The 13,681-nt window shown below is 73.0% G+C and carries 12 protein-coding genes; 4 read left to right on the top strand and 8 right to left on the bottom strand.

The window, feature by feature from the left end:
• The first annotated feature begins 17 nt into the window (after positions 1–17).
• Positions 18–869: a DNA-formamidopyrimidine glycosylase family protein gene (locus tag ACFVQ3_RS07150; protein ID WP_387636860.1), complete on the top strand. Its 852-nt coding sequence runs from the start codon at positions 18–20 to the stop codon at positions 867–869.
• A 5-nt stretch (positions 870–874) separates the two neighbouring features.
• Here the strand turns inward: ACFVQ3_RS07150 and ACFVQ3_RS07145 are convergent, their stop codons facing one another.
• The 3 genes from ACFVQ3_RS07145 to pgsA form a co-directional block, all read right to left on the bottom strand.
• Complete coding sequence (locus ACFVQ3_RS07145; RefSeq protein WP_030150559.1) at positions 875–1,222, bottom strand: helix-turn-helix domain-containing protein; 348 nt, start codon at positions 1,220–1,222, stop codon at positions 875–877.
• Positions 1,223–1,547: 325 nt separating this feature from the next.
• A complete protein-coding gene (locus ACFVQ3_RS07140) occupies positions 1,548–2,039 on the bottom strand; it encodes a CinA family protein (protein WP_387636858.1) in 492 nt (163 codons plus the stop codon).
• Positions 2,040–2,047: 8 nt separating this feature from the next.
• Complete coding sequence (gene pgsA, locus ACFVQ3_RS07135) at positions 2,048–2,647, bottom strand: CDP-diacylglycerol--glycerol-3-phosphate 3-phosphatidyltransferase (RefSeq protein ID WP_387636855.1); 600 nt, start codon at positions 2,645–2,647, stop codon at positions 2,048–2,050.
• A 137-nt stretch (positions 2,648–2,784) separates the two neighbouring features.
• Between pgsA and ACFVQ3_RS07130 the strand changes: the two genes are divergently transcribed.
• The gene (locus ACFVQ3_RS07130) at positions 2,785–4,101 is read left to right on the top strand and encodes a CapA family protein (RefSeq protein WP_387636853.1); all 1,317 of its coding nucleotides are present in this window, start codon (positions 2,785–2,787) and stop codon (positions 4,099–4,101) included.
• An 84-nt stretch (positions 4,102–4,185) separates the two neighbouring features.
• Here the strand turns inward: ACFVQ3_RS07130 and ACFVQ3_RS07125 are convergent, their stop codons facing one another.
• Positions 4,186–6,981 carry a DNA translocase FtsK 4TM domain-containing protein gene (locus tag ACFVQ3_RS07125; protein ID WP_387636850.1) on the bottom strand — a complete coding sequence of 932 codons (2,796 nt, stop codon included), beginning with the start codon at positions 6,979–6,981 and terminating at the stop codon, positions 4,186–4,188.
• Between the two features lie 165 nt (positions 6,982–7,146).
• Here ACFVQ3_RS07125 and ACFVQ3_RS07120 point away from each other — a divergent pair, with 165 nt between their 5' ends.
• Complete coding sequence (locus tag ACFVQ3_RS07120; RefSeq protein WP_387636848.1) at positions 7,147–8,091, top strand: MBL fold metallo-hydrolase; 945 nt, start codon at positions 7,147–7,149, stop codon at positions 8,089–8,091.
• An 86-nt stretch (positions 8,092–8,177) separates the two neighbouring features.
• Here the strand turns inward: ACFVQ3_RS07120 and ACFVQ3_RS07115 are convergent, their stop codons facing one another.
• From ACFVQ3_RS07115 to dapA, 4 genes are all read right to left on the bottom strand, one after another.
• On the bottom strand, positions 8,178–8,714 hold the full coding sequence (locus ACFVQ3_RS07115) for a hypothetical protein (protein WP_387636845.1): 537 nt from the start codon (positions 8,712–8,714) through the stop codon (positions 8,178–8,180).
• Between the two features lie 7 nt (positions 8,715–8,721).
• Positions 8,722–9,087, bottom strand: a complete 366-nt coding sequence (locus tag ACFVQ3_RS07110) for an Imm51 family immunity protein (RefSeq protein ID WP_387636843.1) — start codon at positions 9,085–9,087, stop codon at positions 8,722–8,724.
• Between the two features lie 273 nt (positions 9,088–9,360).
• The gene (locus ACFVQ3_RS07105; RefSeq protein ID WP_387636840.1) at positions 9,361–11,046 is read right to left on the bottom strand and encodes a ribonuclease J; all 1,686 of its coding nucleotides are present in this window, start codon (positions 11,044–11,046) and stop codon (positions 9,361–9,363) included.
• Positions 11,047–11,074: 28 nt separating this feature from the next.
• Positions 11,075–12,001 (bottom strand): 4-hydroxy-tetrahydrodipicolinate synthase, encoded by a 927-nt coding sequence (dapA, locus tag ACFVQ3_RS07100; RefSeq protein WP_387636837.1) that lies wholly within the window; start codon positions 11,999–12,001, stop codon positions 11,075–11,077.
• Between the two features lie 166 nt (positions 12,002–12,167).
• On the opposite strand from dapA, the gene ACFVQ3_RS07095 reads away from it, so the two are divergent.
• Positions 12,168–13,646, top strand: a complete 1,479-nt coding sequence (locus tag ACFVQ3_RS07095; RefSeq protein WP_387636834.1) for an NAD-dependent succinate-semialdehyde dehydrogenase — start codon at positions 12,168–12,170, stop codon at positions 13,644–13,646.
• The last annotated feature ends 35 nt before the right edge of the window (positions 13,647–13,681 follow it).

Here is a 13,681-nt window from a genome sequence, read left to right as displayed (position 1 = left end):
CGGGAGGGAGACGCACCGTGCCCGAGGGTGACGTCGTCCGGGTCACCGCGCAGCGCCTCGACGCCGCGCTGAGCGGGCGCGTCCTGGAGCGCGCCGAGCTGCGCTGGGCCGAGGCGGGCGGGACCGACCTGACCGGCCGGACCGTGACCGAGGTGCTGGCGTACGCGAAGCATCTCCTGACGCGTCTCGACGACGGCACGACCCTGCACACGCACCTGCGGATGGAAGGGCAGTGGCGCATCGCCCGTACGGGGTCGGCCGCTGCCGCCGCACGAGGAGGCGACGTGCGGGCGGTCCTCGCGAACGAGGTGTGGACGTGCGTCGGCGAGCGGCTCGGGATGCTCGACGTCGTCCGCACGCGCGACGAGCACCTGCTCCTGGGGCACCTGGGGCCAGACATCCTCGCGGCGGACTTCCTCACGGCCCCCGAGACGGGCGTGCAGCTCGCGCTGACCCGCCTGCGGGCGGCCGCTGCCGAGGGCGGGTTCCCCGCGCAGGTCACGGTGGGGGGCAGCGCGTCCCCGGAACCACGGAGCCAGCGGCTGCCGGTCGCCGACGCTCTGCTCGACCAGCGCGGGGTCTCGGGTCTCGGCACCATCTACACCGCCGAGGGCTTGTTCGCCCAGCAACTGTGGCCGTGGACCCCGGTCGACGACGTGTCCGACCACGACCTGGAGGCCCTGCTGCGCACGACCCGCGGACTGATGCTCCGCAGCGTCGCGGAGGGAGTCGGCACGGTGCGCCGGCACGTCCACGGCAGAGCACGACGGGCGTGCCACCGGTGTGGCACGCCCGTCGCTGTCGCTCCGGCGAACCAAGCGCCGTTCGAGCGACCGATCTTCTGGTGTCCGACCTGTCAGATGCCCTGAGCCCGTCAGCCGACCGGCTGGAGGTCCTCCCGCATGCGTCGTGCGCTCTCGGCCGCAGCACCGCGGCCCATGAGGCTCGTGGCGAAGTCTGCGGGGATGGTGTCCGGGATCATGAGGCCCTCGGCCACGGCGACCCGGTCGCTGACCTCGCGGAGCACGACCGACATGGGGATGTCGAGCGCCTCGCAGATCGAGCCCAGGAGCTCGGACGACGCTTCCTTCTGGCCGCGCTCGACCTCGCTGAGGTATCCCAGGGAGACGCGTGCAGCCGAGGACACCTCTCGCAGGGTGCGGCCCTGTCGCTGGCGAGCGTCTCGCAGCACGTCCCCGATCTCTCGTCGAAGAACAATCATCTGGCGGCCCCCTTCCGTGTCCCGTGCGATCGACGGAGCCTGCCTGGCTCCTGTGGTGGTTCGCTGACCTGTCGTTCCCCGCGCCCCTCGCGCGGGGATCGTCCTACCGTACCCCGCACCCGGGGTTGTCTCATGCGCTGATCTGTTGAATGGCCTCTTGGCGATCACGTGCTGTTCAACGCGCTTCCTCCCAGGGTTGTTCCCACCAGGAGGAGACGTCCACGACGTTGCCGGGAGTTCACGAACTCTCCACGCACTCACCAGCGCTTGCCCTCGTCCGGGCCAGCCGACGGCATGACGGGCCACCGGTGGAGCTCCGCAGAGATCACCCGGTGACGACGGCTTGTGCGAGCGCCAGGAGATGCAGCACCGTGGCCTCGCGGACCGCTGCCCGGTCGCCGTCGAGGTGCAGCTCGACGGCCTCGGTCCGCTCGGGCGACGCCACGGCCACGTGGACGAGGCCCGGTGCCTTGCCGTCCTGGGGGTCCGGGCCGGCCACCCCGGTCGTCGCGAGACCGACGTCCGCGCCCAGGAGGCGCCGTATGCCTCGGGCCATCTGCCGTGCGACCTCGGGGTCGACGGCGCCGCGCTCGGCGAGCAGCCCGGCGTCGACCCCCAGCACGCTCGCCTTGAGGTCGGTCGCGTACGCCGTGACTCCGCCCCGCAGGACGGCGGAGGCTCCCGGGACGGCCACGAGGCGCGCCGTGACGAGCCCGCCGGTCAGCGACTCGGCGACCGCGAGGGTCCAGCCCCGCGACCCGAGCGAGGCCAGGAGCTCGGCAGCTCCGGTCGCAGGGGTCAGGTCCGCGCTCGCCACGGGCCGGGTCAGTCCTGGCCGACCGTCTTCGCGGCGCGGAGCGCGTCGCGGCGCAGCCGCCAGCCCTGGTAGGCGTACTCGACGCCGGTGACCACCGTGACGACCAGCGCCGCGCTGAGCACGACCCAGCCGACGACCGAGATCCACCCGGGCATCTGGTCCAGCGGGAGCAGGAAGATCGAGATCGCGACGGACTGCAGGACCGTCTTGAGCTTGCCGCCGCGCGAGGCGGGCATGACGGTGTACTTGAGGACCGCGAACCGCATGAGCGTGATGCCCAGCTCGCGAGCCAGGATGACGATCGTGACCCACCAGGGCAGGTCACCGAGGGCAGACAGCAGGACCAGCGCAGCGCCGATCAGCAGCTTGTCGGCGATGGGGTCGAGGAGCTTTCCGAGGTCCGTGACCAGGTCGTACTTCCTGGCGAGGTAGCCGTCGACCCGGTCCGTCGCGGCGGCGAGGACGAACAGCGCCGTCGCGACCAGGCGCCAGGTGACCGTGTGCCCGCCGTCGGCGAGCAGCGCCCACGCGAAGAAGGGGACCACGGCGATCCGGGCGATAGTGACCGCGTTCGCGGAGTTCCAGGGGGACGGGACGGCTGTGACCACACGACAAGCGTAGGCGCTGCACGCCCCCTCGTCCGACCAGACCCGGATTCCGACTCAACGGACACACCAGGACACAACACCCGACTACGGCCATGGCGATGTCACGTGCCTCGTTCCGGGACGCTAGTCTCAGCGCCGTGACACGTCATGCGCGGCCCGACGGCGGGCAGCGCCACCTCCTCCAGCTCCTCACGGTCGGGATCACGACCGCAGCGCTCGCGATGCTCGGCGCCCTGGTGCTCGACGCAGGCACGACGCCCGACGTGCGCCCGCCCGCGGCCGTGGCGACACCGGCCGCGGAGGTCGTGGTCCGCCCCGAGCCGGACGCCGTCTTCACCGTGGTCGCGACGGGTGACGTCCTCCCCCACCTCCCGGTGCACGTCTCGGCCCGCGCCACGACCGGCGGCTACGACTTCAGCGACGTCCTCTCCGGTACCGACGCCTGGGTCGGCGGTGCCGACCTCGCGTTGTGCCACCTCGAGGTCCCTCTCACCCCTCCGGGCGTCCGCCCCGCCGGCTACCCCCTGTTCGCGGCCGACGCGCACCTCGCGACCGACCTGCGCGAACAAGGCTGGGACGGCTGCTCGACCGCCTCGAACCACTCGGTGGACCAGGGCAGCGCCGGCGTGACCGCCACGCTCGACGCCCTCGACGCCGCAGGGCTCGGGCACGTCGGCACCGCCCGCAGCGCCGCCGAGGCTGCGGCGCCCGCCCTGTACACGCTCGAGCGGGCCGGACGGTCGATCGTCGTGGCGCACCTCGCAGGCACCTACGGGACCAACGGCATGCCGATCCCGACGTCAGCGCCCTGGTCGGTCACGCTGCTCGACGGCGCCGACCTCGTCGAACGCGCGCGGGCCGCGCGGGCGGCGGGGGCCGACCTGGTGATCGTGAGCATGCACTCCGGTGTCGAGTACTCGACGCCTCCGACCGACGAGCAGGTGCAGCTCGCGACTCTCCTCGCCGCCTCAGGCCAGGTGGACCTGGTGCTCGGACACCACGCGCACGTCCCGCAGCCGATCGCTCTCCTGCCCGGTGGCCCTGACGGTCAGGGCATGTGGGTCGCGTACGGGCTCGGCAACTACGTCTCGAACCAGGACGGCGACTGCTGCGACGCGCGGACCGACTCGGGTCTGCTCGTCACCGCGACCATCACCCAGCCGGCGGGTGCGCCGGCCCGCGTGACCGGCTTCGACTGGACGGCGATCACGGTCGACCGGCTGGGCAAGCACGCGGTCCTGGCCCTCGCCGACCTCACGGGCGACAACACGAGCACCCTGAGCGCGGCCGACCTCACCGCCCGCTACGACCGGGTCAGAGCCGCGGTCGGGGACGCCACCACCGAACGCGTCGCTCCCCCGGCCGGCACGGGACCACCGCCGACCGTGACGCCCCGGTCCGCCGGGGCGCCCGTCGTCGGGACGGCCGCCGGCACGACGGACGCGTCCGGCTGATCCGTCCCGCTGATCTGCGCTCGACGAGCAGCTGGACCAGCGGGGGCGAGGCCCGCCCGCACGGACGGGGGCCGCGCACACGACTCAGCGCTCGCGCCAGTCCGCCTCGTCGTCGGCGTCGTCGTGGTACTCCTGGGCGACGGGAGGCATGTGCCCGTCGGCGCCGTCGGAGTAGTCACGGCCGGTCCCCGCGGCCGGCCCGGCACCGCCCGACTCCCCGTCGTACACCTCGGCCCCGGGCTCGCCGCGCAGCATCGCGAGCGTCGCGGGCAGGTCGTCGGCCGTGAGCAGGACCTCGCGGGCCTTGGACCCCTCGGAGGGGCCGACGATCTCGCGCGACTCGAGCAGGTCCATGAGCCGCCCGGCCTTGGCGAAGCCGACGCGCAGCTTGCGCTGCAGCATCGACGTCGAGCCGAACTGGGTCGTGATGACGAGCTCGGCGGCCTGCAGCAGCAGGTCGAGGTCGTCGCCGATGTCCTCGTCGACCTGCTTCTTGGTCGCGGCGGAGGCCGCGACGTCGGTCCGGTAGGACGGCTTGAGCTGCGCCTTGACGTGCTCGACGACGGCGTGGACCTCGCTCTCCGCGACCCACGCCCCCTGCACGCGCATGGGCTTGGCAGCCCCCATGGGCAGGAAGAGCGCGTCACCCTGACCGATGAGCTTCTCGGCGCCCGGCTGGTCGAGCACGACGCGCGAGTCCGCGAGCGACGACGTCGCGAACGCGAGGCGCGAGGGCACGTTGGCCTTGATGAGACCCGTGACGACGTCGACCGACGGGCGCTGCGTCGCGAGCACCAGGTGGATGCCCGCGGCGCGCGCGAGCTGGGTGATGCGCTGGATCGAGGCCTCGACGTCGCGCGGGGCGACCATCATGAGGTCCGCGAGCTCGTCGACGACCACGAGCAGGTACGGGTACGTCGCGATCTTGCGCTCCGAGCCCGGCAGCGGCTTGACCTTCCCGGCGCGGACCGCGGCGTTGAAGTCGTCGACGTGCTTGTACCCGAACATCGCGAGGTCGTCGTAGCGCGCGTCCATCTCGCGCACGACCCACTCGAGGGCCTCGGCGGCCTTCTTGGGGCTCGTGATGATGGGCGTGATGAGGTGCGGGATGCCCTCGTAGATCGTGAGCTCGACGCGCTTGGGGTCCACGAGGACCATGCGCACCTCCTCGGGCGTGGCCCGCATGAGGATCGAGACGATCATGGAGTTGATGAAGCTCGACTTGCCGGCGCCCGTGGCTCCCGCGACGAGGATGTGCGGCATCTTGGCGAGGTTCGCGACGACATACCCGCCCTCGACGTCCTTGCCGACGCCCATGACCATGGGGTGCTCGGTGCGCCGGGCCACGGACGAGCGCAGCACGTCGCCCAGGACGACCGTCTCGCGGTCGGTGTTGGGGATCTCGATGCCGATCGCGGACTTGCCGGGGATGGGCGAGAGGATGCGCACGTCGGCCGACGCCACCGCGTAGGCGATGTTCTTGGACAGGTTCGTGATGCGCTCGACCTTGACGGCCGGGCCGACCTCGACCTCGTAGCGGGTCACGGTCGGTCCGCGCGTGAAGCCCGTGACCTTGGCGTCGATCTCGAACTGCTCGAAGACGCGCGTGAGCGACTCGACCACGCGGTCGTTCGCCGCGGAGCGCACCTTGTGCGGCGCGCCCTTGACGAGGTCGTCCTCGGAGGGCAGCACGTAGACCGTGTCGCCCTCGAGCATGGGCTGGACGCCGCGTGGCACGGGGTTGTTGGGCGGCGGCGGGGGTGCGCTGGGCGACGGCGCCGTCCTGCCGAGGGAGGGGATGACCTGCGTGGGCAGGTCGGCCGCGTCCTCGTGCGCGTCGGGCGGCGGCGGGGGGCCGACGGGGCCCGCGCGGCGACCCCGGGCGCTCTTGCGGGCCGCTTCCTCCTCGGCCTCGAGCATCGCTGCGCGCTCGAAGGCCTCGTCGCCGACGTATCCGCCGTCGAGCCGCTCGCGCTCGGCCGCGTCGGCCTCGCGCTCGGCCTTGGTCTTGCGGCTGCGCCCGACGCGGCGCTTGCGCGGCGCCTCGTCGGTGCCGTCGTGACGTGAGACGCCGTCGGCGAGCTGCAGGCCGTCGTCGTCCTGAGGGCCGCGCCCGTCCTCGCCCTCCCGGTGGTTGCCGGTCAACCGGTCGTAGATGCCGCGCAGGCGGCTCGGGATGGCGTGCACGGGCGTCGCGGTGACCACGAGGATCCCGAAGAACCCCAGCAGCAGGAACAGCGGCACCGCGAACCACTCGGTGAGTCCCGTGTGGACCGGGGTCGCGAACAGGTAGCCGATCACGCCACCCGCGTCCTGAACTGCCGCGAAGCCGTCGCGCGGGGCGGGCAGGTCCTCGGCGATGTGCACCAGCGAGCAGACCGACACGACGATGAACGAGAGCCCGATCGTGACGCGCGAGTTCGCCTGCGTCCGCTCGGGGTGCCGCATGATCCGGACGGCCAGCCAGATGAGCAGGACGGGCAGGGCGACCGCGGCGACGCCGAAGACGCCCGCCGAGACTGCGTGGACGGCGGTGCCGAACGCGCCCGAGATCCCCCACCACTCGCGGGCCGCGACGATCACGGCGAGTGCCAGGAGGAGGAACGCGACGCCGTCGCGCCGATGTGAGGGGTCCAGCTCTCTTGCTCCCTTGCCGATGCTGCGGGTGACCGCGCCGACCGCGTGCGCGCACCCGAGCCACAGGCCGCGCACCGCGCGGACGGGCCAGGGTGCAGGTCGGGCGGCCGGCCTGCGTGCCGACGAGCCCCGCGGAGCGCGGGACGCGCTCGAGGATCCCCCCGATCTGCCCGTCGCACCACGCGAGGTGGTCTTGCGGGAGGTCGCGGGCCGTTTCGCCGAGGTGGACGTCCGGGTCGCCATAGTACGCACCACCGTACCCGTGCACGCCAGGCCGGACCCGCACCCCGAGGGCGCGTGTCCTGTGACGAATCCGGCAACCTCCCCGGCCTGCCCGGAGGCACTGCGCCATGGCGTGCCGGGCGGGAGCGGTCGCGGCGGGTGGCCCGACCGGGGCAGGATCGGGGCATGAGCACCCCTCCCCCGCTGCGCGGCCTGCGCGAGATCGCCGACGGCGTGCACGTCGCCACGGCCGAGATCTGGACGAGCATCACGACCGTCGTCGTGGCCCCGGACGGACGGGCCCTGGTCGTGGACCCGGGCATCACGGTCGCCGAGGTCGAGTCGCTCGCGGCCGCGATCGAGCACCGTGGCTGGCGCGTCACCGCCGGGTTCTCGACCCACCCGCACTGGGACCACGTCCTGTGGTCCCGGTCGCTGGGCGACGTCCCGCGCTGGGCCTGCCCGACGGCGGTGCGCGCCCAGGAGCGGAGCCTCGCCGAGGACCTCGTGAAGGTCGAGCGCGAGGCCCCGGGGCACGACCTCACCCTGTTCGGCCACCTCACGCCGGTGCCCCCGGCGGAGACCGACCGCTCCACCGGAGCCGGGCATGCGGACGGGCGGCACCTGCCGTGGCCCGACGGGCCCGGGCGCGCGACGCCGTCGGGCGCTGCGGCGGTGCCCGGCGTGGCGACCGGCGCCGCGGAGCCCCTCGTGCTCGTGGTCGAGCACCAGGCGCACGCGCCCGGCCACGGCGCGCTCGTCCTGCCGGGCGCCGGGGTGATCGTCGTGGGAGACATGCTCTCGGACATCGAGGTGCCGCTCCTCGACCTCGAGTCCCCCGACCCCGTGGGCGCGTACCGCGCGGGCCTCGACGTGCTCGAGCGCGCGGTCTCCGAGCACGGCGTGCACACCCTCGTCCCGGGACACGGGCACGTCGCCACGGGCAGCGACGCGATCTGGGAGCGCTTCGGCGCCGACCGGGCCTACCTGGACGTCCTGGAGGCCGAGGCGAGCGGCGACGCCACCCAGGGTGCGACGCTCGCCTCCGGGGACCTGCGCATCACGGGCGAGTGGGTCGTGGGCGAGCACCGCAAGCAGCTCGACCACCTGCGCGGCACACGCCCCGCCTAGCCCTCCGGACGGCCGGTGCGGGCACCGCGGCGCTGCGCCCGCCGCGCCACCCGACGCGGGCGGGCGCTACCCGACGCGTGCGGGCGTCACCCGACGCGTGCGGGCGTCAGGCACTCGACGTCGGCGGCCGCTCCCGTCGCGAACGGCTCGCTCAGCGCGCGCAGCCGGGGCAGCGCGAGGGACCACGACGCCCCCAGGAGGGTGAGCGCGTTCAGACCGGTGCTGCACCAGACGGCGAGCTCGCCGCCCGTCCGCGTCGAGGGGTCCCAGAGCAGCGCGTCGCCGTTCTCGCTGAACGCGAAGACGACGAGCCGCCGGGCGATCGACCAGTCCCCGTCGGGCTCGACCATCCAGTCGAACCCCTCGGCCTGTCCGTCCTCGTAGGTCGCACGGAAGCGGTCGGTGAGGCGCGCGGCCCGGTGCTGCCACCCGTCGGCGAACCCGTCACGGGCCGGCGGGTACACGAGCCAGAGACCGAACAGGCGGCAGAACCCCGCCCGCCCGACGAGCCGCCGGTACGAGGACGGGAACCCCTCTCCGTCGTCGAACCGGAAACCCTCCAGCAGCTCGGTCGCGACGGCGTCGAGCGCGGGCTTCCCGGTGAGCGTGAGCTCGTCCGTCACGGGGTCCTCAGTCGTCGAGACCGAGCTCGACCGACCGCGCGAGGGCGGCGTCCAGCGCGGCGTCGTCGGCGATGATCCGCGACAGGTGCCGGGCCGCGACCAGGAGCGCGTCGAGGTCCGTGCCGTAGACGCTCAGCATCCCGCCCTCGGGATCGAACCCGACCGCGTCGAGCGTCGCGGGCGACTCGTCGGTGAGGACCGCCTGGAGCGCTCCCGCGAAGTCGTAGCCCGACCCCTCGACACCGTGGCGCTCGAGCGCGCCCTGGTGCACGAGGTACTCGGGCCCGCCCGGCGAGTAGATGATGCTCGAGCTCGCGTCGTGGGTCACGAGGAGGACCGGGGCGAGGTCTGCGAAGTCTGCTGAGGTTGCCATGGCCGCGATGCTAGCGACCCGCACCGACACGACCTCGCCCGGGAGATCGTGCCTCGTCAGGACCAGCCGGGCGCCGGTGCCTGCAGAGGTGCCACCCTGAGGCCGAGGGCCGGTGGGGGCGCCACCGGACAGCCCTGCGACGGCGGGACGTCGGCAGGTCGCTGGTAGGACGAGGCGGCCTCCCGAAGGCTCGGACGGAGCGCCAGGACAGCGCTCCGTCCAAGCCCTACGGGCGCATCGTCCGGGGGGGGACGACGCGCCCGGGAAGGACCGTCAGGCCTCGACCACGACCGGGACGATCATCGGGCGACGACGCAGGCGGTTCGACACCCAGCGCCCGACCACACGGCGCATGACCTGCTGGAGCTGGTGGACGTCCGTGGCGCCACCCGAGATGGCGTCCTCGAGGGCCTGGACGACCTGCGGGCGGACGTCCTCGAACACGGCGTCGTCCTCGGCGAAACCGCGCGCGAGGATGTGCGGGCCGGCGATGACCTTGCCCGTCGCGGAGTCGACCACGGCGAACAGCGAGATGAAGCCCTCCTCGCCGAGGATCTGACGGTCCTTGAGCTCGGCGTCCGTGAGCTCGCCGACGCTCGACCCGTCCACGTACACGTAGCCGCACGGGACAGCGCCCACGACCGAGGCCTTGCCGTCGACGAGGTCCACGACCACGCCGTCCTCGGCGAGGACCACGCGGTCGGCGGGCACACCCGTCTTGACGGCGAGCGCCCCGTTGGCGACGAGGTGGCGGACCTCGCCGTGCACGGGCATGACGTTCTTGGGCCGCAGGATGTTGTAGCAGTAGATGAGCTCGCCCGCGCTCGCGTGGCCCGAGACGTGCACCTTGGCGTTGCCGCCGTGCACGACGCGCGCGCCGAGGCGCGTGAGGCCGTTGATGATGCGGAAGACCGCGTTCTCGTTGCCCGGGATGAGCGACGACGCGAGGATCACGGTGTCACCGTGGCCGACCGAGACCTTGTGGTCACCGTTGGCCATGCGCGACAGCGCGGCCATGGGCTCGCCCTGCGAGCCCGTGCACATGAGCACGATCTCGTCGTCACGCAGCGAGTCGACCTTCTTGAGGTCGATCAGGACGCCGTCCGGCACCTTGAGGTAGCCGAGCTCGGCCGCGATGCCCATGTTGCGGACCATCGAACGACCGACGAGAGCGACGCGGCGGCCGTGGTTGTGCGCGGCGTTGAGGACCTGCTGGACGCGGTGCACGTGCGAGGAGAACGACGCGACGATGATCCGCTTGTCCGAGGCGCCGAAGACGCTGTCCAGGACGGGCCCGATCTCGACCTCGGGGGTCACGAAGCCCGGGACCTCGGCGTTGGTCGAGTCGACCATGAACAGGTCGACGCCCTTCTCGCCCAGGCGCGCGAAGGCACGCAGGTCCGTGACGCGGCCGTCGAGCGGCAGCTGGTCCATCTTGAAGTCGCCCGTGTGCAGGACCGTGCCGGCCCCCGTGGTGACCGCGACCGCGAGCGCGTCCGGGATGGAGTGGTTGACCGCGACGAACTCGCAGCTGAAGGGGCCGAGCTCGACCGTCTCGTCCTCCTTGACCACGCGGGTCACGGGGGCGATGCGGTGCTCCTTGAGCTTGGCCGAGATGAACGCGAGCGTGAGCTGCGAGCCCACCAGGGGGATGTCGCGGCGCAGGCGCAGCAGGTACGGCACGGCACCGATGTGGTCCTCGTGGCCGTGCGTCAGGATGATCGCCTCGATGTCGTCGAGACGGTCCTTGATGTAGTCGAAGTCCGGCAGGATCAGGTCCACGCCGGGCTGGTTGTCCTCGGGGAAGAGGACACCGCAGTCGATGACGAGCAGACGCCCGTCGTACTCGAGGACGGCCATGTTGCGTCCGACCTCGCCCAGGCCGCCGAGGGCGACGATGCGCAGGGCACCGGCCGGCAGCGCGGGGGGCAGGGACAGTTCGGGGTGAGGGTGGCTCACGGGGCCTCCTGGCCTTTGTTCAGCTTGTTCAGCGTGGCCGCGGGGTCACCGGGTCCAGCAGGCCGGAGGCCTCCAGACCGGCGCGGACGACGGCGACCTCGTCGTCCGTGGCTGCGACGTACGGCAGCCTGAGGTATCGGTTCTCGGTGACTCCGAGGAGCTGGAGCGCGGCCTTGGCCATGACGGCCTGGAAGCCCGCTCCGTTGATGGCGTCGATCGTCGGGGTGACGGAGCGGAAGGCCGCGAGGGCCGCCGCGTTGTCACCGGCGTCGAACGCCGCGACGACCTGGGCGAAGCGCGCGCCGACCACGTGCGCGGACACGGACACGATGCCGGCGGCGCCGTGCGCGAGGAACGGCAGCAGCATGGCGTCGTCCCCGCTGTACCAGGCGAGGCCGGTCGACTCGATGAGCTTGGCCGCGGTGTAGACGTCGCCCGTCGCGTCCTTGTTCGCGACGATGCGCTCGTGCGCGGCGAGGCGCTCGATCGTCGCCGGGGCGATGCGGACGCCCGAGCGGCCCGGGACGTCGTAGACCATCACGGGCAGCGGCGTCGCGTCGGCGACGGCCACGATGTGGCGGTACAGCCCCTCCTGGGAGGGGCGGGAGTAGTAGGGGCTCACGACGAGGAGCCCGTGGGCGCCCGCCTCCGCGGCCTGCTCGGCCATGCGGACGGCGTGCTGGGTGTCGTTCGAGCCGGCGCCGGCCAGCACGTGCGCGCGGTCTCCGACGGCGTCGACGACCGCGCGGATGAGCTCGGCCTTCTCGGGTGCGTGCGTCGTGGGCGACTCGCCCGTGGTCCCGCTCAGTACGATCCCGTCGTTCCCGTTGTCCACGAGGTGCTTGGCGACCTTGACCGCTGCGTCGAGGTCGATCTCTCCGGCGAGGGTCATCGGGGTGACCATCGCGGTCAGGACGGCGCCGAAGGGTCGGGCCTGCGTGGGGGGAAGTGCCATGTGCACAAACTACCGCGCGCGCGACCGAAACGGCGTGTCGGTCCACGGGTACCAGCGGTCCGGGCGCGAGGTTCTGCGGTGTTCGAGGCGCAGGTCACCTCGGCGGGTCGCCGGCCGACGAGGACCCGTCGATGCGAACCCGCGCGCCGCGCGTGATACTCGAACCATGTCGCCCGTCACGAACGCCCTGTCCCCCGCCCTGGTCTCGCACCTGCCGACCGGGTTGCTGATCGGTGGCCAGTGGGGTCCGGCCGAGGGGGGCCGGACGTTCGAGGTCGCCGATCCGGCGACCGAGGAGGTCCTGTTCGACGTCTCGGACGCGAGCCCCGCGGACGGCCTGCGCGCGCTCGAGGCCGCGCACGCCGCAGCCCCGGCCTGGCGTGCCGTCGCCCCGCGCGAGCGCTCCGAGCTGCTGCGCGCGGTCTTCGCGACGCTGACGGCCCGCGCGGACGACATCGCCGCGCTCATCACGGCCGAGTGCGGCAAGCCGCTCGCCGAGGCGCGTGCCGAGGTCGTGTACGGCGCCGAGTTCCTGCGCTGGTACGCCGAGCAGGCCGTGCGCACCGACGGCCTGGTCCGCACGGCGCCGGGCGGGGCGAACCGTCAGCTCGTCTCGCGTCGCCCCGTGGGTCCGGCGCTGCTCATCACGCCGTGGAACTTCCCGATCGCGATGGCCACGCGCAAGATCGGCCCGGCGCTGGCCGCGGGCTGCACGGTCGTGATCAAGCCCGCGCACCTGACCCCGCTCACGACGTCGCTGGTCGCCGAGATCATCCGTGGTCACCTGGAGGACCGCGGCCTGCCGACGGGCGTGGTCAACGTCGTGCCGACGTCGTCGGCGTCGGAGGTGACCACGCCCCTCCTCGCGGACCCGCGCCTGCGCAAGCTCTCCTTCACCGGGTCCACGGGCGTGGGTCGCACGCTCCTCAAGGGCGCCGCGGACCAGGTCCTGCGGACCTCGATGGAGCTCGGCGGCAACGCGCCGTTCCTCGTCTTCGCGGACGCCGACCTCGACGCCGCGGTCGAGGGTGCCCTGGTCGCCAAGCTTCGCAACACGGGGCAGAGCTGCGTCGCGGCCAACCGCTTCCTGGTGCACGACGCCGTCGCGCGCGACTTCGGCCAGCGCCTCGCCCGGGCGTTCGGGGAGCTGCGCGTCGGGCCGGGCAGCGAGGAGGGCGTGCAGGTCGGGCCGCTCATCGAGGCCAAGGCCGTCGACAAGGTCGACGAGCTCGTCGCGGTCGCGTCCGACGAGGGCGCGCAGGTCCTCACGGGGGGCGACCGTCCGCGCTCGCCGGGGCACTTCTACTCCCCCACGGTCCTGACCGGGGTGGACGCCGGCTCGCGCGCGGTGACCGAGGAGATCTTCGGGCCGGTCGCCCCGATCGTCGCGTTCGCCGACGACGACGAGGGCATCGCCCTGGCCAACGACACCGAGTACGGGCTCGCGGCCTACGCCTACACCCGGGACCTCGCACGCGCGGTGCGCGTGGGCGAGGAGGTCGACGCCGGGATGATCGGGATCAACCGCGGCCTGGTCTCGGACGCGAGCGCGCCCTTCGGCGGCATGAAGCAGTCCGGGCTCGGACGCGAGGGTGGCGAGGCTGGGCTCGAGGAGTACCTCGAGACCGTGTACGTCGCGCTCTGACCCCACCGTGAAGACCTCCTCCGGGGCCGACTCGC

The sequence above is a fragment of the Oerskovia sp. NPDC057915 genome (genome assembly GCF_042887685.1).
In the GTDB taxonomy this organism is placed as follows: Bacteria; Actinomycetota; Actinomycetes; order Actinomycetales; family Cellulomonadaceae; genus Oerskovia.
This window is presented reverse-complemented; position numbering and strand designations above follow the sequence as displayed.